This window comes from Streptococcus infantis (assembly GCF_047464615.1).
GTDB classification, from domain to species: Bacteria; Bacillota; Bacilli; order Lactobacillales; family Streptococcaceae; genus Streptococcus; species Streptococcus infantis_Y.
The window spans coordinates 35978-56174 of record NZ_JASHBO010000010.1 but is presented as its reverse complement, the minus strand read 5'-3'; the positions used below and the strand labels follow the sequence as shown (position 1 = coordinate 56174).

General features: G+C 39.9%; 15 protein-coding genes and 1 pseudogene. 4 read left to right on the top strand and 12 right to left on the bottom strand.

Annotated features, from left to right (window positions below; all coding sequences use genetic code 11):
• Positions 1–73 precede the first annotated feature (73 nt).
• Positions 74–289, bottom strand: coding sequence for a hypothetical protein (locus QM450_RS07080; RefSeq protein WP_414320119.1), 216 nt, complete (start codon positions 287–289; stop codon positions 74–76).
• Positions 290–571: 282 nt separating this feature from the next.
• Between QM450_RS07080 and QM450_RS07075 the strand changes: the two genes are divergently transcribed.
• Both QM450_RS07075 and rnjA read left to right on the top strand, forming a co-directional pair.
• Complete coding sequence (locus tag QM450_RS07075) at positions 572–805, top strand: DNA-dependent RNA polymerase subunit epsilon (protein ID WP_414320118.1); 234 nt, start codon at positions 572–574, stop codon at positions 803–805.
• 1 nt (position 806) lies between these two features.
• The gene (gene rnjA / locus QM450_RS07070; protein ID WP_414320117.1) at positions 807–2486 is read left to right on the top strand and encodes a ribonuclease J1; all 1680 of its coding nucleotides are present in this window, start codon (positions 807–809) and stop codon (positions 2484–2486) included.
• Positions 2487–2591: 105 nt separating this feature from the next.
• On the opposite strand, the pseudogene QM450_RS07065 reads toward rnjA, so the two are convergent.
• From QM450_RS07065 to QM450_RS07015, 11 genes and pseudogenes are all read right to left on the bottom strand, one after another.
• A pseudogene (locus tag QM450_RS07065) lies at positions 2592–3469 on the bottom strand (glycosyltransferase family 2 protein).
• A 327-nt stretch (positions 3470–3796) separates the two neighbouring features.
• The gene (locus QM450_RS07060) at positions 3797–5035 is read right to left on the bottom strand and encodes a hypothetical protein (RefSeq protein WP_414320116.1); all 1239 of its coding nucleotides are present in this window, start codon (positions 5033–5035) and stop codon (positions 3797–3799) included.
• The gene (locus QM450_RS07055) at positions 5026–6513 is read right to left on the bottom strand and encodes a glycosyltransferase (protein WP_414320115.1); all 1488 of its coding nucleotides are present in this window, start codon (positions 6511–6513) and stop codon (positions 5026–5028) included. The genes QM450_RS07060 and QM450_RS07055 overlap by 10 nt, the downstream gene beginning before the upstream one ends.
• Positions 6514–7058: 545 nt before the next feature.
• A complete protein-coding gene (locus QM450_RS07050; RefSeq protein ID WP_414320114.1) occupies positions 7059–8096 on the bottom strand; it encodes an aldose epimerase family protein in 1038 nt (345 codons plus the stop codon).
• A gap of 146 nt (positions 8097–8242) precedes the next feature.
• Complete coding sequence (gene lacD, locus QM450_RS07045) at positions 8243–9238, bottom strand: tagatose-bisphosphate aldolase (RefSeq protein ID WP_414320113.1); 996 nt, start codon at positions 9236–9238, stop codon at positions 8243–8245.
• Positions 9239–9248: 10 nt separating this feature from the next.
• Positions 9249–10415 (bottom strand): SIS domain-containing protein, encoded by a 1167-nt coding sequence (locus QM450_RS07040; RefSeq protein WP_414320112.1) that lies wholly within the window; start codon positions 10413–10415, stop codon positions 9249–9251.
• 118 nt (positions 10416–10533) lie between these two features.
• Positions 10534–10941 carry a PTS sugar transporter subunit IIA gene (locus QM450_RS07035; protein WP_414320111.1) on the bottom strand — a complete coding sequence of 136 codons (408 nt, stop codon included), beginning with the start codon at positions 10939–10941 and terminating at the stop codon, positions 10534–10536.
• Positions 10942–10944: 3 nt separating this feature from the next.
• Complete coding sequence (locus QM450_RS07030; RefSeq protein WP_061863725.1) at positions 10945–11766, bottom strand: PTS system mannose/fructose/sorbose family transporter subunit IID; 822 nt, start codon at positions 11764–11766, stop codon at positions 10945–10947.
• Positions 11753–12658 carry a PTS mannose/fructose/sorbose/N-acetylgalactosamine transporter subunit IIC gene (locus QM450_RS07025; RefSeq protein ID WP_075232293.1) on the bottom strand — a complete coding sequence of 302 codons (906 nt, stop codon included), beginning with the start codon at positions 12656–12658 and terminating at the stop codon, positions 11753–11755. Before QM450_RS07025 ends, QM450_RS07030 begins: the two co-directional genes overlap by 14 nt.
• 26 nt (positions 12659–12684) lie before the next feature.
• A complete protein-coding gene (locus QM450_RS07020; RefSeq protein WP_000156977.1) occupies positions 12685–13161 on the bottom strand; it encodes a PTS system mannose/fructose/N-acetylgalactosamine-transporter subunit IIB in 477 nt (158 codons plus the stop codon).
• The gene (locus tag QM450_RS07015; protein WP_414320110.1) at positions 13158–14945 is read right to left on the bottom strand and encodes a glycoside hydrolase family 35 protein; all 1788 of its coding nucleotides are present in this window, start codon (positions 14943–14945) and stop codon (positions 13158–13160) included. The genes QM450_RS07020 and QM450_RS07015 overlap by 4 nt, the downstream gene beginning before the upstream one ends.
• Before the next feature lie 324 nt (positions 14946–15269).
• On the opposite strand from QM450_RS07015, the gene QM450_RS07010 reads away from it, so the two are divergent.
• Both QM450_RS07010 and strH read left to right on the top strand, forming a co-directional pair.
• On the top strand, positions 15270–15986 hold the full coding sequence (locus tag QM450_RS07010) for a GntR family transcriptional regulator (protein WP_414320109.1): 717 nt from the start codon (positions 15270–15272) through the stop codon (positions 15984–15986).
• Between the two features lie 271 nt (positions 15987–16257).
• The gene (gene strH / locus QM450_RS07005; RefSeq protein ID WP_414320108.1) at positions 16258–20088 is read left to right on the top strand and encodes an LPXTG-anchored beta-N-acetylhexosaminidase StrH; all 3831 of its coding nucleotides are present in this window, start codon (positions 16258–16260) and stop codon (positions 20086–20088) included.
• Positions 20089–20197 lie beyond the last annotated feature (109 nt).

Sequence of the window (20197 nt, the reverse complement as noted above, 5' to 3'; positions counted from 1 at the left end):
TTATACTACAAAAGCTGGCACATGGGAATTTTCTTTGCCCCCAAACAAAAATGCCCCAGCATGAGCAGGGCATCTAAGCATTTAATCCAAAGTAAAATACAAACCAAACGACATAGGTAACGAGGAGGAGAAAAAGCGAGTAGAGAGTCACAAAGATAATTTTCCACAAGAACTTGGTTTGTCGTTGTTCCAGTTTTGTAAACAGAAGATTCCCCGCATAAACGCAAGCAACAAAAACAATAAAAGCTACCAAACGAGCTCCGATAGCAAAAGCAAATAAGTTATACATAGGGCAACCTCCTTGACTTAAAATCTATATGGAATTATGACAAGCAATAAATTTCACTTCCATTATCAATATAACACATTTTCCTTACTTTTGCAAACGCTTACTCAACAAATCGTCCCCCGACTTTCTCGTTTCTGTCTTTTACTAATTCCCCTTTTTATGTTATAATTGAGATAATTGTAACGAATCAAGGTCAATAAAGACAAAAAATGAACTGGAATCAAACCAGCTTCAAACTGAGCATTTTTGAATATAGCTGACCTGAAAACAGAAAGGAAACATATGATTTACAAAGTTTTTTATCAAGAAACAAAAGAACGCAGCCCACGTCGTGAAACAACACGCTCACTATACTTAGACATCGATGCTAGTTCAGAACTTGAAGGACGTATCGCTGCCCGCCAACTTGTCGAAGAAAATCGTCCAGAATATAATATCGAGTATATCGAACTCTTATCTGACAAATTGCTAGACTACGAAAAAGAAACTGGCGCATTCAAAATTACGGAGTTCTAATATGGCCTATACTCTTAAACCAGAAGAAGTCGGCGTTTTTGCCATTGGTGGTCTAGGAGAAATCGGAAAAAACACATATGGTATCGAATATCAAGATGAAATCATCATCGTTGATGCAGGGATTAAATTCCCAGAGGATGATCTTCTCGGTATCGACTACGTTATCCCTGATTACTCCTACATTGTAGAAAATATCGACCGCGTTAAGGCTCTTTTGATTACACACGGACACGAGGACCATATCGGAGGGATTCCTTTCTTGCTTAAGCAAGCCAATATCCCTATCTATGCAGGTCCACTGGCCCTTGCCTTGATCCGTGGAAAACTCGAAGAACATGGACTTTTACGCAACGCTACACTTCACGAAATCAACCACAACACGGAGTTGACTTTTAAAAATCTCAAGGCAACTTTCTTTAGAACAACCCACTCAATTCCAGAGCCTTTGGGTATCGTTATTCACACACCTCAAGGGAAAATCGTCTGTACAGGTGACTTCAAGTTTGACTTTACACCAGTTGGTGAACCTGCCGACTTGCACCGTATGGCAGCCCTTGGTGAAGAAGGCGTGCTCTGTCTCCTGTCTGACTCGACAAATGCAGAAGTGCCAACTTTTACCAACTCTGAAAAGGTTGTAGGCCAGTCGATCATGAAGATTATCCAAGGTATCGAAGGACGGATCATCTTTGCATCCTTTGCCTCAAATATCTTCCGTCTCCAACAAGCAACAGAAGCTGCTGTTAAGACTGGTCGTAAAATCGCTGTCTTTGGTCGCTCTATGGAGAAGGCCATTGTCAATGGGATTGAACTTGGCTACATCAAGGCGCCTAAGGGAACCTTTATCGAGCCAAATGAAATCAAAGACTACCCTGCGGGTGAGATTCTGATCCTCTGTACAGGTAGTCAGGGCGAGCCAATGGCAGCCCTCTCTCGTATCGCTAACGGAACTCACCGTCAAGTGCAACTCCAACCTGGTGATACTGTTATCTTCTCATCTAGCCCAATTCCAGGAAACACCACTAGCGTTAACAAATTGATTAACATCATTTCGGAAGCTGGTGTTGAAGTTATCCATGGTAAGATTAACAACATCCATACATCTGGACACGGTGGTCAGCAAGAACAAAAACTCATGCTCCGCCTCATCAAACCTAAATACTTCATGCCTGTTCACGGTGAATATCGCATGCAAAAAGTCCACGCTGGACTTGCCGTAGATACTGGAGTTGAGAAAGACAATATATTTATCATGAGCAATGGTGATGTGCTTGCCCTTACTGCAAATTCTGCTCGTATCGCTGGTCATTTCAACGCTCAGGATATCTATGTCGATGGAAATCGTATCGGTGAAATCGGCGCTGCTGTCCTCAAAGATCGTCGTGATTTATCTGAAGACGGTGTCGTTCTAGCTGTCGCAACCGTTGACTTCAAGTCTCAGATGATTCTATCTGGACCAGATATTCTCAGCCGTGGATTTGTCTACATGAGAGAGTCCGGCGACTTGATTCGCCAAAGCCAACGTATCCTTTTCAATGCAATTCGCATCGCTTTGAAAAACAAGGACGCCAGCGTTCAGTCTGTAAATGGCGCTATCGTAAACGCTATTCGACCATTCCTTTATGAAAATACGGAACGTGAACCAATCATCATTCCGATGATTCTCACACCAGATGAAGAATAAGAAAAAATTCTCTGAAATCCTATGACTTCAGAGAATTTTTTTATTTTACAATAAGTTGTACTAATTATTTTTCTTTAATCAACTAGTCTATAAATCCTATCGCTCTCACCGACGCTTGGCCTCAATAGCTTTTTTCACCAAAATCTGTTGATAAGCTTCCATATCTCCGCGTTTCAATGCTTCTTCTTCATGAATGGATAATCGCCATTTATAAGCCTTAATTTCCTTATCCAACAACTCCTGAGGTGCCCCAATCAGATTCAAAATAGTCAGACGCTCTTCAATACTCTTTAAAGGATAAACATCTGCAAGATTAACTGTTCTAGTCACACTTGTGGAGCGTTTTCTATGAATATAAATGGCTTTATTCATATAGGCAATCTTATCTGCTTGAAGGTAAACCTTATAGGTCGTATAATCGTCCTCTACCTTCTGATCCGTTGGATAGACAATATCCTTGAAAAGCTCCGCTTTATAGAGTTTTGCCCACGGAACAGTAAAACATTGACTAAGATTATATTTTCCGTCATATTGATGATGGAACCAATCAAAAGGGCTATACACTTGTTCAAAATAGTTGTCTGCACCTACATGGATTAAAAAACTCCCCTGATCTTCAATAAACTGAGTGAAATTACCAATTGCAATATCTGCATCCGTTTTTTCCAATAAATCATAAAGGCTTTGGATATGGTCTAACTCTAGCCAATCATCATTATCAACAAAGACAATGTAATCACCTGTCACAGCTTCCAAGGCACGATTACGACTGGAAGCAACTCCTCCATTTGGCTTATGGTAAACTTTAACACGCGCATCTTGATTCTTATATCGTTGACAAATAGCTGCTGAACCATCCGTTAAGCCATCATTGATTAAAATAACTTCAAGATTTTGATAAGTTTGTTGAAGAATGCTATCTAAACATTTTCAAGATAGGCCTCTGACATATAAACAGGAACGATAACACTTATTTTTTCAATTTTTAGTCTAAGTGCTTCAAATATCGCTGGATTGATACAATCATATTCTCTTAGCCACAAACTCTTGATTATATTTCTTCCATACTAAGTTGATGATTGAAATACAAATTGTCAGCAAGTGAAGTACTAAACTAGATGCTATACATTTGTTGATGTCTTTATCCAAGCCCAACTACTCTATCATCATAGAAAAAAATTTCATTTTCATGGAATTACTTAGACGATGCAGTCTGCATTATATGATTTATCCTAAACTTACCCCAGCATTAACAATAGATGCTATAAAAATAAATGGATTTCATGATGATTCTTTTGTTTCTCCGTCATTTAAAGAAGTAACTTCAACTCTTCCCTGATCGCTAAGTACGGATTCATCTTTTGTTTATCATAAGCAGATTGATATTTTTCTGGATTTACAAGTTGAGATAATTCGTCAATCATATCTGCGATACAATCCCTTGGAAACACATGGTCAGTGGCATAAAACTCTGGCTGGTGGCACGTTTCCTTAAAAGCATAAAGGATCATGCCATTTTCAAGAGCTGCACGGTTGCCATCAAGTATTTCCTGCGCATGAGAAATATCCAGATAAATGCTACACGTTTGTAAAAGTTTCTCATATATCTCTCTAGACAGACCTGGGTAGAGATGAACATTTGCATGACAATCCAGATCTAGCAGGCGCCCTCCCATTACTGTTAAAGCAGCAATATGAAATTCAAAATCTGGTAGGGCAGATACAAGGACTTCAATTTGCTCTAGTTCTTGCGTATCTGTCAAAATTAAAATATGCGGACGAAACTCCCTAAAGACACCAAGAAACGTTGGCAGATAAATCAGGGGAAGATTCATATTGTCTATCTTTAATTTCAAATCTCGGGTCAGTAATTTCCCACAACGCTCTTTTAGATATGAAATATCTTTCGCGGATAACTCTTCTCTCATATAAAATACTAACTGATTAGATGAGAGGTTAGGCATATCCCTAAGTAAGCTTATATCTGATAATACTAAACAATCACCTGTAGATAATTGTTTATCTAAAATCAGTTTTCTTGCTTCATCAATTGAAGAAAGCCCCTGTTCCCGACCATTTGCTTCTCGATAAAGTGCACGATCATGAGATGAAAAAAGATAGAGTTGCTCTTGATTTTCCTGACCATAAATGTCTATCTCTTTTTTTCCACCACTCCAAATTTCTCTATGAAAACAAGTTCCCGATAAATCGTAATGATCTCTTGCACAACAAACACCTTTGTTATCATACCATTCGACTACCTCCACCATTTGTGGCCACTGAGGATAGCAGTAAATCTTCCCTTTTTTATTTCCTTCCGCTATGATATCTCCTGAAGAAAGAACCTCCCAAAATCGAGGTAAGGGAAGTTGGGTCATGTGTAAGGGACTTGAATTTTCATGATTAGAAAAAAAACTAGTAAAAATATTGTTAATCGTTAATAGTTTCAGTTCCATCCCCATAAGTTCTAAATCTTTTTTTAGGCGATCGTCATCTGAAGACCATTCCCTCGTCAGATAATAATATATCATTTCTTTTTTTATTCCCATTCTCTAGTCAACAATTCATACCATTGTTTTGTTATGCAGTCTGATAAATATTCTTCAGCTAAGCGGTAAGAGCCTTCCCTGAACTGTTTGATTTGTTTGAAGGCTTTCTCTAAAGCTTTTGTTAAACCACCCACAATTTCCTCATCCGAACGAGCATCAAAAGGAACTAAATAACCATTTTTACCCTCCTGAATAAAGGTCTGATTTCCATATGGTACATCTAGACCAACAAGAGCTTGTCCAGAACCAATTGCTTCTAACAAAGTTATACCAAAAGTTTCCCATTCCGAGGTAGCCAGGTAAAGTTCATACTCTTTGAAACGGTTTGAAATTGTCTGATGCCCCTTAAGATTGATATAATTTTGTGCTCCTAGATTGGCAATCTCTGCTTCAATATCCTGCCATAGCATTCCTTGACCATAGATATCTAAGTTGACGTCTGGACAAATTTCATGAAAAGCAACGATGGCTTTAATTGCTAAGTCTAACCGTTTTCGGCGTTCAAACCGCGCGGCAATCATCACAGAATAAGGTTTTCGTTCATCAGCTAATTGCAACTGTTCTAGGGCAGCTACTGGAAGAACGCGAACTTGGCCAGTTTTTCCTAGTAATCCTAAATGCCCTTCTAATTCTTCCTTCTGTGCTTGTGTTGATACTAAAATATCATCAAATTCTTCGGCATATTGAAAAAGGTGATAATATTCAGAATTGATCTGATCTCCCCAATGATGGATGGAATGCACAACACAGGATAATCTTGCATCTCCTTTTAAACGTAAAAGAGGTGATGTGAAGGGAAGATTCTCTAGACGATCAAGAAATACATGATCCTCTTTACTAAACTGCAACTCTGATAAGGCTCGCTCCAAAAACTCTGATTCACTATAGAACCACTCCGCTCCACACCGATAAACTGCTTCAGTATCCTCACCTGGCTCTTTCTTAATCTCTTCAAAGGCTATGGAACCATCTCTATTATGAAACAGTCGGCGAACAACTCTAGCTACTATACCAAATCCAGCATCCACTGCTGTAAAAAATTCTGTGAACAGCTTTTTCTTACCATAATGTTCTCTACGAAGTAAACGACCAAATACATAATAATCTACATAATCCACATAATCCGGTTTTAGACTGTTTTTATGTAGAATGGTAGTCACACCATCTTGTTCTTGAAAAATCAATTCACAATTATTTTCCTTACATTCAGCAGTCAAATGTAAGAGCTGCTTCATATCATCTATACGGATTCCCAAGCTCATATCACGCTGATCTGTCAACAACATATGTGCTAACAGGATTTCTTCCTCAAGATGACCCAAAGATAGGTAGTAGTCCCATTTATATCGAGGAGGGACCTGTGTAAAAACAAAACTGGCAGGGAGGCCCAAGTCGCGAAAAACCTTCCCACGATATGCTTGAGCAACATCTACACCATTGGGTTCTAAACCCACCATAAGATTAAAAGTGTAAAGCATTCTTTAACTCCAAACTAAACTCTAATCACAAGCATCAAAGCATGGACTCCATAAAAGAAGTGAACTAGCGAATGATTAGATTATCTACTAAAACTTTCTCATTTATCTAACGAATTGAGGTAAGCTTTAATCGCCACTACCATCGCTTCAGGAGTTTGTGAAGAAAAAATCTGACTTCCTCCTGTTTGGTCCTTACTAGTATTATCAAAAACTCCAAGTGTTCCATCTCGCAAGCAAGAGAGTTTTTTCCAAAAAATCTTTATAAAAATCTAGTATTTTTTAGTCAAAAGCCTAAATTTATTCCATTTTAATTATACCTTATTTTTAGCAAAAGAGCTATCATATAAATATATCTATTAGATATTATTGACGCATTCAACTATCAATATAAGTCAATCCTCTTTATTCAGTAAAAATATTTGATATATAGAATTATCTTCTAAACTTGAGATTATTTCCTTATTTTTCAAGAATCAAAAAACCTAGATTCTAACAGCTAGTAAATAACTAACGGTTAAAGTCTAGGTTTACTCAGAAAACAATCATTATTTCACAACAAGTTCGTAACGAGTTTTGCTGGTGAAAGTTTCACCTGCTTTGAGAATGACTTGGTCTTTAAGGTCACTATGAATAGCATCTGGTAAAGCTTGCGCTTCTAGAGCAATCCCATTGTGCTGAATCATTGGCTGACCAGCGATAATGACACTCTCATCCACAAAGTTTGCTGTGTAGACCACAAAGCAAGGAGCCTCTGTCTTGAAGAGCAAGAAGCGACCTGAACCTTGGTCATAGAGGAATCCAGCATTGTCATGTCCTGCAGGAAGAGCAAATGGATGGTCCAAACCAGATACGAGTTGGATTTGCTCATCTTCTTCTGCAAAGATATCTTTCAACAAGGCACCATTATAGATATGTTTGACCACATCACGATTAGCATCTGGGGTTTTAGCTGGAACACCATCAGGAGCAATTGGATAAATCCCATCTGTATTCAATTGGAAGACATGACGGTCAATCGTCTGGGTGAAATCACCTGACAAGTTAAAGTAGCTATGGTTGGTTGGATTGACCAAGGTATCCTGGTCTGTCGTTACCTTGTAACTAACTTCGTAGGCACCACTTTCTTCCAAGTTGTAGCTAATCCAGATCTTAAGGTTTCCAGGGAAACCTCCTGTCCCGTCTGCTCTTTCTGTGTAAAGAGTCAAACCATTATCATTCACTTCGACTAGCTCAAACAAGCTAGAATCCCAACCAGTTGAGCCACTGTGGTTACAGTTGCTAGCATTGTTGACTTCAAGATCATAGGTCTTCCCATTGAGTTCAAATGTTGCTCCTGCAATACGACCTGCAACTGGACCTACACTTGCTCCATGTTTAGGGCTATTTCCCACATAACTTTCGAAATCGTCAAAACCTAGAATAACATTGGCAAAATTGCCAGCCTTATCTGGAGTTACATAACGTAAAATTGTTGCTCCATAGGTCATAATTTCCAGTTGGTAACCTGCCTCCGTTTCAAAACGGTAAGCGAGGACATCCTTGCCATCAACTTTCCCAAATACACGTTCTGTGTATGCTTTCATCCTTCTCTCCTTTTTCTATTTCAATTAAGTAAACAAACCATAGAAAGCGCATTCACGTTCTATGGTTTTATTGTATGATTTACAGACACCTTTGTCAAGAAACCATAAATATTTTCTTAACAAAAGTAATTCCTTCTATTTCTATCCTATGCTTCTACACGTTCAGTCCATGAAGTAGCTGTTGTTTGAAGTACTTTATTGAGTTCATCAATGTTTTCAAATCCAGTTGTACGAAGCCATTCGCGAGCTGCTGCTTCACCATCTTTGATGTAAGCTTCAACTGATCCAGCCCATGTTGCACGTCCACAAAGAACTCCGTTGAAGTTTGCGCCTGATTCGTGGGCAAAGACAAGAGTTTCTTGGAAGAGCTTAGCGGATACACCTGCACTCAAGTAGATGTAAGGAAGGTTAGTTGCTTCATCTTGCGCTTTGAAGAATGCTGCTGCTTCTTCACGTGTATGAACGATTTCTCCATCACCAAAGCCTTCAACGTATTTCACGTTAACTGGAACTTCTACTTTTAAGACATCAATGTTGAAACGTGGGTCTGAGAAGACCTTCATCGCACCAATAACTTTATGTGGTTTCACTTTAGCGTATTCTGCAGAACCTGCATCAGCGATCTTTTCATCGTAAGCCAAGATTTCAAGGAAGAATGGAATATCTTCTGCCACACACTCAGAACCGATACGTTCGATGTAGGCTTGTTTTTGTTGGTTGAGTTCGTCAGAGCTATCTACGTCATAGTAAAGCAAGAACTTAACTGCATCTGCACCTTGTTCTTTGATACGTTTTGCAGACCAAACATCCAAGCAGTCTGGCAAACGTTTTGTGCTTGTTGTGTCGTATCCTGTTTTTTCATAAGCAAGGAGAAGACCTGCATTTTGATCAAGAGCTTTTGTAGCTGGAAGTCCGTACTCAGGGTCAAGAAGCATAGATGAAGCGTATTTAGTCAATTCATCTGCTACCAATACTTTAAGTTCTTCCATTTGAGCTACTGTTGGCTCTTCTGTTTGGTATTGAGCCATAAGGCGTTTCAAAGCACCACGTTGGTCAAAGGCAAGAGCTGAGATGATACCATTCTCATCAGAGAGTTTTTCCAAACATGCACGTTTATTTGGGCTTAATGTTAATTTACTCATAGATTCTTCCTTATTTTTCAAATTCGTGAATAATAACACCTTGAACAACACGGTTAACTGTACCTGTAGGTGATGGTGTATCTGGTCTGTTACCAACTTTAAGTGAAGTCAAGAGAGCAAATAATTGACCATAAACAATGTAAGGGAAGACACGGTAAACGTCATTCAGAACCCCACCGCATCCAAGTGCTACTTCCTTAACATTTTCAAGTCCGAAGGCTTGATCGCTCAAGAGAACAACACGACGAGCAATTTGGTCTCCTGCAACTTCACGAACCAAGTCCAAGTCGTACTTACGAGTATAATCTGTTGTCGTACCAAATACAAAAACAACTGTATCTTCGTTGATCAGAGATTTTGGACCGTGACGGAAGCCAACTGGGCTTTCATACATAGTCGCAACCTGACCAGCAGTCAATTCCAAAATCTTCAGTTGCGCTTCGTGAGCAAGTCCGAAGAATGGACCCGCACCTAGATAAATCACTCTATTAAAGTCTAGATCAACCAACTCTTTGACATCTGCTACATTATCAAGGACTTTACGAGCTAAACTAGATAGCACTTCAAAACGTTCAGCTTTAACAGCAAATTCTGTTGGATCAAATACTAAAAGGGCTGTCAACATCATTGAAGTGAAGCTTGAAGTCATCGCAAAGCCAGCATCGTTAGAAGCAGCTGGTTGTAGCAACAATAGATTGCGGTCATCACCATGCGCTTGAAGAGCCAATTTCCCTTCAGCCGCACAAGTAATAGTCACTTGATAAAGTTCATCAACCAAGGCCTTGGCCAAGTCAACTGTTGCCACACTCTCAGGTGAGTTCCCGCTACGCGCGAATGATACCAAAACAGTCGCCACATCTTTTTTCAAATAAGTTTGTGGGTTTGCTACGATATCAGTTGTCGCAATAGCATTAAAATTCCATTTACGTTCATCATAAACTTCCTTGAAGTAAGGAACGAGAGTATCACCTACATAAGCAGAAGTTCCAGCACCAGTCAGGATAACCTTGATGTAGTCATGTTTGTCAGCAATTCCTTGCAAGAAGGCTGCAATTTCATCACGTCGTGCTTGATAAGCTTCAAAAGCTTCTTTCCAAACGTCTGGTTGTTGATAAATTTCGCGAGTTGTGATTTCTGCCCCCAACTCAAGCAATTCTTCTTTTGTATAATCTAGCATTGAGTTCCTCTAATCTATTATTATATTGTTTTTTATTTAAAATATGGGAATGGGAGTAAGCCCCATTCCCATTTATATTCTATGAAATATGTTCTAACAGTATTTCTGTTATTACACCTTATTCATCTTCATCGTCATCGTCGAAGCTTGCCAATAAATCATTAACTTTGACAATGCTTTCTGAAGCACGACTCTTATAATCTGCATCAGCGCCGGTTAGGCTCGCATTGATAAACTCGATAACCATTGGAAGATTCATTCCTGCATAAAGTTCAATGTCACGACCTTCCATAATCAGACGGCTCACCACATTACATGGTGTTCCACCAAGGAGGTCAGCAAAGACTAGGAAATCATCCAAACCTTCGACAGCGGCTTCAAATTTCGCAGTGAAATCTTCTGGTCCATCTTCTGGAAGAAGAGCAACTGCATGAATATTTTCTTGTGGACCCATAATCATTTCTGTGCTACCTTTAAGTTCTTCACAAAAACGTCCATGACTCACTAAAATTAATGATTTAGTCATAAATTATGCGCCCATTCCAAGTGCAAATTTACCAAAGGCAGAAAGAGCCAAGGCAAGCACGATAATGATACCGATAGCTTTTGTAGAGTTCATACCTTTCTTACCAAGCAACCAGAAGATAAAGGCAGTGAAGATTGCTGGAAGCAAGCGTGGGAAGATTGAGTTCAAGATGTCTTGGAAGTCAATCATCTTTTCACCGATTGGCAATTTGTATGAAATTTCAAAGTTGATCATTGTTGCTACAAGAGCACCCATCATGAACACACCAAGTACAGATGCAGCTTCAATCAAAGCTGTCAAAGTACTTTGCATGTTGTTGATAAGGTTAACCCCTTCTTTGTATGCAAATTCCAACTGTTTCCAACGGAAGATGTCATACGCTACTGCAACTGCGATCCAAAGGAAGATACCCCAAGGTTGACCAGCGATAGCCATTGTTGCAGCGATAGATCCCATGATAGCAGGTACAAGTGAACCAAAGATAGTATCTCCAAGAGGAGCGAATGGTCCCATCAAACCTGTCTTGATACCGTTAACCGCATCTTTTGAAACAATCCCATCTTTTTCTTCCATGGCAAGGTCAAAACCAGCGATGATTGTGTGGAAGAATGGTGAAGTGTTGAAGAATTGAGTATGAACTTTCATCATTTCTTTCAACTCAGGAGTTCCATCTCCATACATTTTACGCAATTGTGGCAAGATCATGTAAAGGTAACCTGATGCTTGCATACGTTCGTAGTTCCATCCCAATTGGAAAGTGAACAAGCTACGTTTGTTAATTTGATTAAAATCTTCTTTTGTTAATTTGTAATTAGAATTCGTCATCTTCAATTTCCCCACTTTCTGATGGTGTAGAAGGTGCTGCTACAGCAACTTTTTGGCTGTTCTTGAAGTGAACAACTGCAAGGAAGATACCTACGATAGAGATACCGATCATAGATAATCCTTTGAAGTTGTTGGCAAAGCCAATTTTTTCAGCAACGTCAGCAGGAAGAGTGCCAATGATACCAGCAACTGCTCCACCAAGACCTGTTACGTATGAGTAAAGAACAGTCAACATAGCTGTCAAACCGAATCCCATAGCAAGGTAGTGAAGGTTACGTTTAACTGGAAGGTAACGAAGCAAGATAGCGAATCCAAGACCTGGAAGCATACGACCTGCAAGAGTCAAACCGTCTGCAACCCATTGGAATTCTTTAACAAGGTTTACAACTGCTTGTACGAATTCTCCACCAAAAGCAAGGGCGAAGAATACTGGAAGGGCACGAGAAGCAGCCCATGGAAGCGCACCAAGAAGGTAGTTACGTTCGATTGCTTTATAGTCAAAGCGTTCGATCGCAGCATCAATACGGTGTGCGAAGAATGTAGTAGTCATACGACCAAGTACGTCGAAGTAAGTCAAAAGTGCCGCTACTGGTACAGCGATTGTAGTGATCGCAAGATCTGTTTCGATACCTTGTGAAACTGAGAAAGCTGTCGCAAGAACCGCACCAGAAGTTGCGTCGATACGAGAAGCACCACCGAAGGTACCTACCCCAAGGACAAACAACTGCAAGCTACCACCGATAAACAAACCAGTTGTCAAATCTCCCATGATCAAACCAGTAATGAAACCAGCGAATACAGGGGAACCTGCAGAAGAAACGATCGTCAACTCATCACAGATTTGATAAGCTGAGTACAGAGTGAGAAGTAAAATTTGCCACCATTGTATCATAACAATGACCTCCTAAAAATTTTTTCCTATTTTAATAAGCTCAAAAAGTCTGAAACTGGATCATTTGGAACCATTTGAGCAGTAAGTTTAACACCTTTTTCCGCCAATTTGTGGAAATCTTCTACGTCTTTATCTACAACGTTGATTGAACGTGTGATAGAACGAGTTTCTGGTGTTTGAGACATATTACCAACATTGACTGCTTCAAGCGGTACCCCTGCTTCCACTAATCCAAGGAAGCGGTCTGGTTTACGAGCAACAATAAACAAACGTTGGCTATCATATTTTCCAGCAAGGATATTGGCTGCAGCTTTTTCAACTGGCAAAATACTAAGTTTTACACCTGGTGGTGTTGCAAGTTTCAATCCGCTCTTTTCAACGTCGTTATTAACAACTTCATTGTCAACGACCATGATACGTGAAACATTCAGTTTAGCAGACCAAAGGTTTGCTACTTGTCCGTGGATCAAACGTCCATCAATACGGCATCCTACAATTGTCATAAATTTTCCCCCTTTATATGTTTTAGTGTAGGTTTACGAGTTAAGTGTATGTGATCTTTATACTCCCCTTCAGTTTCAAAGATAATGATGCGGTTAGCACCTTCCTTGAGATAGCTGTGCGGAATATAAAGCGATAAGGTTGGACCAACATTCCAGAAACGACCTAGATGATGGCCATTGACATAGGCAATCCCTTTGCCAAACTCAGATAGTTCTAAGTAGGTGTCCTTCGGAGCCTCAACTTCAAAGTCATAGGCATAAAAGGCAGGTTGTCCTTCTGTCCATCCTTTTGAGAAATCAATCTTTTCAGGATTATCTAGTGGAAGCGGATAGTGTGCCCAGTTCAGCATGAAGTGTAGGTCTTTACAGACACCTGTACGAATCCCTTTTCGTTGTGTATCTGCTAGGAACTTATGCCCGTAATTGACACGCCCCATATTTTCTACCAGAACATCAAAACGAGAGAGCGCTTTCTTTTCTCCTTGATAGAAGATGTCCTCACCAATTTCTGTCTGGTACTGAGTTGCAACCCATTTACCATCTACAAATAGCTGAGCTCTGTCTCGACCGTCAATGATACGGATGCGTTCTTCTTCTGCATCCCAACTAGCTTCTGTACGATAGAGTAGGTAGCCATAGCTTTGTCCCAACTCTTCCATTTTCTTAGGATAGAGACTTTTAGTTGGACTTGTTAGGCTATCCAAGGTCTCAAAGAGAGAAACTTTCTCGACCAGTGGAATGTTTTCAACTTCCATGCTCTCTTTGTAAAGCGGTTCTAATTGTGGATACTCAGGATAGTAAGTTGCCATCATTTTCTTAACTGCCATGTATTTAGCAGTTGGATTCCCAGCTTCATTAAGGAGAGCGTCATAATCATAAGATGTTACTTGTGGTAAATCAATAGTTCCTCGAGCTGAACAACCATTCATAAATCCAAAGTTGGTTCCACCGTGGAACATGTAAAGGTTGATAGAGCCTTGCTCTAGTACCTCATGTACGGCTTCTGCTAACTCCTCTGGCTCACGCGTGATGACTGGTTCTTTCCATCGGTTAAACCATCCATCCCAGAATTCCATACACATGAGTGGCCATTTCTTGCCATACTCATCAAAGAATTCTTGCATTTGCGAGAAGTTAAAGTTTGCTTTTGAACCAAAGTTCCCTGTCACAAAGAGATCATCTTCAATCAAGGTACCAGCTTTCAGAGTTGCTCGCCATGGACCATCAGATGTAAAGAGCGGACAAGTCACTGAACGTTCTTCCATCAATCGGCGAATCTCACGCAAGTAGGTTTTGTCCTCACCGTATGAACCGTACTCATTTTCAACCTGCATCATGAGGATGTTACCACCATTATCCAACAATCTTGAAACAAGACGTGGAAGTAAATGATCATAGTAGCGTCCTACCATTTCTATAAAGGCTGGATCAGAGGAACGGATTCGCATGTCTTTATTTAAAAGCCATGCTGGTAAACCACCGAATTCCCACTCTGCACAGATGAAAGGAGATGGTCGTACAATAGCATACAAGCCTAAATCCTGAGCTGTCTGAAGAAATTTTTCAATATCAAGATTGCCTTCAAAATTGAAGTTTCCCTCAGTTGGTTCATGTAAATTCCAAGCGACATAGGTTTCAACAGTGTTAAAACCTAAAGCCTTGAGATTGTACAATGAATGATACCAGTCTTCTTCAGGAATTCTAAAATAATGAATGGCACCAGATAAAATTTTGAATGGTTCCCCATCTAGGTAAAAATCATCCTCAATTTTAAACCTTGTCATTTTACCACCCCATACTTTTCCGTTTGCGCTTTCATTTGTTGTTATATTAAATGATAAACTAATGAATCCATCTTGTCAATAGATTTTTCAAAAATTATTTAAAATTTTTCTTTTTTTTACTGAATTGTTTTCTAAAATTCTTGTAAAAAAATTTTTTCTTAAATATTCTCGATCCAGATAGCATAAATATATAAGTTTATAACCTCAAATAATTTGTAAGTCAATCACTTAGCCTATTATTTTATTTTTTTACATTATTTACTATCATTTCCAAACCATTTATGGTAAAATCGAAGATGGAGAAGGAAAAAATGAGGTGAAAATATGGCAATTCCAAAGTATCAATATATCAAAGATGAATTGAAAAACAAAATCATTTCAGGTCAATTTGCAAGTGGCGACAAGTTCTACACTGAAGCAGAATTGATTGCAATGTATGACGTAAGTTCGATTACTGTTGTTCGCGCCTTAAACGACCTTGCTAAAGACGGTTATATTGTCCGCCAACAAGGAAAGGGAACCTTTGTGGCTCGCGCTCGCAAGCACAAACTCGTAGAATTTTCTGATGTAGAAATTTTTGAAACCAAGGACGATAAAGTCACTGTTCTTTCCATTGAACGCGGTAACGATCTTAACTACTTAGAAAAATTGGGATTGCGTGGCGATCAATTTTATTACAAAATCGAACGTATCCGTGAATCTAACGGTGTTACTTATATCTACCACACATCTTATATCCCTGAACAATACATCAATGCAAACTATCCAAATCTTGAATACTATAGTTCTATCTATAATCGTTTCAAATTGGACTACCACATTCACATGAATGACGAGCATTTTGAAGAAATCAATGAAATTGTATTTCCAACTCCAGAACATGCTGCTTCTATCCTAGGAGTCGACGCTCAGTTCCCAACTGTTCTCCAAACCAAGACAACTAAACTTGAGTCAACTGGCCAAGTGTTGGAATACATTGAAACTTACAAACGTTCTGATTTCTATAAGATTAAATTTATCTCATGTGATCGCGATCACTAAACATTAAAAAGTCTGAGACAATTGTTTCAGGCTTTTCTGTTTTTCATTATAGCACGCCAGCTTTTAGTAGGAAATAGCAAATGACTTTAAACTATAATTTGGAGAAATTTTACTAAAAACAGAGCAAAAATTGAAAAGCAGTTCAAATTAAATAACTTCTTATATTTTTTATAGGTATTTTATTAAAATACTTGACTTTACTAGATTCAGATAATACAATGGAATCAGTTTGTGAAAACGCTACCAAAACAATAAATTAGGAGGTTATTTAATGAAACCAGAAAATAAACAGCGTTTCTCTATTCGTAAATACGCAATCGGAGCCGCTTCTGTCTTGATCGGCCTTGCCTTTCATGCGCAAGCTGTTGCCGCTGATGGAGTCGTACCTACTACAACAGAGAATCAACCTACTATCCAAGCCGCAGGAGAATCGTCTCCACAGGCCAGCGAAGAAAAACTTGAAACTAGTCCTACACCAGAAGCCGTAGCTCCTGCAGCTCCTGCAACACCTGTAACAAACACTGAAGCACCAAAAGTTGAAGCTACTCCTGCACCTATCGTAGAAAAAACTGTTACAACCGAAGAAACTCCAAGAAAACCAGAAGTAACTGAAGAAGCTAAGCAGCCAGAATCAGAAAAGGTAGAAAACAAAGAAGTTGCTAAAGTTGAAGCTCCTGTAGTCGCTACAGAGAGAACAGCTCAAGTCAATGAAAAACTGGCTAAAAAGAAAATCGTTTCAATCGATGCAGGGCGTAAATACTTCTCTCCTGAACAACTGAAAGAAATCATCGACAAAGCCAAACACTATGGCTATACTGATCTTCATCTCCTAGTCGGAAATGACGGCTTGCGCTTTATGCTAGATGATATGTCCCTAACTGTTGGTGACAAGACTTATGCCAGCGATGATGTCAAACGTGCTGTTGAAAACGGAACAAATGCCTACTACAACGATCCAAACGGCAATCATCTAACTGAAAGCCAAATGACCGACTTGATTAACTATGCTAAGGATAAAGGTATCGGCCTTATCCCAACAGTGAACAGTCCTGGTCACATGGATGCTATCCTCAATGCCATGAAAGAACTAGGTATTGAAAAGCCTAACTTTAACTATTTTGGTAAAGAATCAGCACGTACTGTCGACCTTGACAATGAAAAAGCAGTTGCCTTCACAAAAGCTTTGATTGACAAGTATGCAAGCTACTTTGCTGGTAAATCTGAAATCTTCAACATCGGTTTGGATGAGTACGCTAACGATGCTACTGATGCTAAAGGATGGAGCGTTCTTCAAGCCTATAAATGGTATCCAGAAGATGGATTCCCAGACAAGGGCTATGACAAATTCATCGCCTATGCTAATGACCTAGCTCGTATCGTCAAATCTCACGGTCTAAAACCTATGGTCTTCAACGACGGTATCTACTATAATAGCGATACAAGTTTTGGTACCTTTGACAAGGACATCATCGTCTCTATGTGGACTGGTGGCTGGGGCGGTTACGATGTCGCTTCTTCTAAATTACTAGCTGAAAAAGGACACGAAATCCTTAACACTAATGATGCATGGTACTACGTTCTCGGCCGTAATGCTGACGGACAAGGGTGGTATAACCTAGATCAAGGATTGAACGGTATTAAGAGCACACCGATTACTTCTGTACCAAAAACTGAAGGAGCTGACGTTCCTATTATCGGTGGTATGGTAGCTGCTTGGGCTGATACTCCATCTGCTCGCTACTCTCCATCTCGTCTCTTCAAACTCATGCGTCAATTCGCAAACTCAAATGCTGAATACTTTGCTGCTGATTACGAGTCTGCTGAACAAGCTCTGAAAGAAGTTCCAACAGACCTTACTCGCTACACAGAAGAAAGTATTGCAGCCGTTAAAGAAGCTGAAAAAGCCATCCGTTCTCTCGATAGCAACCTCAGCCGTGCTCAACAAGATACTATTGATCAAGCGATTGCAAAACTCCAAGAAGCTGTTAGCAACTTGACCTTCACTCCAGAAGCTCAAAAAGAAGAAGATGTTAAACGTGAAGTTGAAAAACTAGCTAAGAACAAGGTCATCTCTATCGATGCTGGACGTAAATACTTCACGCTAGACCAACTCAAACGCATCGTTGACAAGGCTAGCGAACTTGGTTACTCTGACATCCATCTCCTCCTTGGAAATGATGGACTTCGCTTCCTACTGGATGACATGACTATCACTGCAAACGGCAAGACCTATGCAAGCGACGATGTGAAAAAGGCCATCATTGAGGGAACAAAATCTTACTACGACGATCCTAATGGAACTACTTTGAACCAAGCTGAAATCACTGAACTTATCCAGTATGCTAAGGACAAAGGTATTGGACTAATCCCAGCTATCAATAGCCCAGGTCACATGGATGCTATGCTGGTCGCTATGGAAAAATTAGGCATCGCAAACCCTCAAGCTAACTTTGACAAGGTTTCAAAAACAACTATGGACCTTGAAAACGAAGAAGCGATGAACTTTACAAAAGCCCTTATCGGCAAGTACATGGACTTCTTTGCTGGTAAGACTAAAATCTTTAACTATGGTACAGATGAGTATGCTAACGATGCTACTAACGCTCAAGGTTGGTACTATCTCAAGTGGTATGGTCTCTACGGTAAATTTGCTGAATACTCTAATAGCCTAGCTGCCATGGCTAAAGAAAAAGGCTTGCAACCAATGGCCTTTAACGATGGCTTCTACTACGAAGACAAGGATGATGTTGAGTTTGATAAAGACGTTATCATCTCATACTGGTCTAAAGGCTGGTGGGGTTACAACCTTGCGTCTCCTCAATATCTAGCAAGCAAAGGTTATAAATTCCTTAACACGAATGGAGATTGGTACTACATTCTCGGTCAAAAACCAGAAGATGGCGGTGGCTTCCTCAAGAAAGCTATTGAAAATACTGAAAAAACTCCATTTAACCAACTAGCATCAACTAAATATCCTGAAGTTGACCTACCTACTGTTGGTAGTATGTTAGCTATCTGGGCTGATAGACCAAGCGCTGAATACAAGGAAGAAGAAATCTTTGAACTCATGACTGCTTTTGCAGACCACAACAAGGACTACTTCCGTGCTGACTACAAAGCGCTACGCGAAGAACTTGCTCAAATCCCTGAAAACTTAGAAGGATACAGCACAGAAAGCCTAGACGCTCTCAAGGCTGCTAAAGAAGCTCTTAACTACAATCTTAACCGTAATAAACAAGCTGAGTTGGATGCCCTCGTAGCTAATCTTAAAGCAGCTAGACTAGGGCTTAAGCCAGCCGCAACTCACTCAGGAAGCCTTGATGAAAGTAAAACTCCTGCTGCTGTTGAAAACCGACCAGAGCTTCTCGTTGAGACAGAAGAAATTCCTTTTGAAATCGTTAAGAAAGACAATCCTAACCTCCCAGCAGGACAAGAGAAAGTCATCACTGTCGGTGTCAAAGGAGAACGTACAAATTATCTTTCTGTCGTGACTGAAAATGGTGAAGCACATGAAACTCTCCTTGATAGTCAAGTGACTCAAGAACCTGTCACTCAAATCGTAGAAGTCGGTAAGCCTGTCACTCACGTAGGAGATGAAGAAGGAGTTGCTCCTGTTGCAGATGCAAAACCACGTGTTGTGATCGAGGACGAAGAAATTCCGTTTACAACCATTACTCGCGAGACTCCTTCGCTACCTAAGGGACAAACTCGTCTAGTAACTGAAGGTGTAAACGGTCGTCGCAACTACTTCTACTCTGTAACTACGGCTACCGATGGAACTGAAGTTAAAACATTGGTTACTAGTGTTGTCGCTCAAGAACCAGTCGCTCAAGTGATCGAAGTTGGCAACCCTGTCACTCATCTTGGTGATGAACATGGTCAAGCTGCTATCGCCGAAGAAAAACCAACACTAGAAATCCCAAGCGAGCCAGCTCCAGCAACTGTTCCTGCTGAGGAAAACAAAGTTCTTCCTCAAGGTCCAGCTCCTGTAGCAAAAGAGAAAAAACTACCTGAAACAGGAACTCAAGGTTCAGAATGGTTAATTGCTACTGGCCTTATGTCAGCTCTCACAGCTTACGGACTTAGCAAGAAAAAAGATTAAAGATGAATCTTTTGATATAAGATAAAAAGCGGGACTTAAGTCTCGCTTTTTTGTGTTGAATATAAGTACTGTTTTACTTGTGAATCTATAGTGGATTGAAATAAGGTAT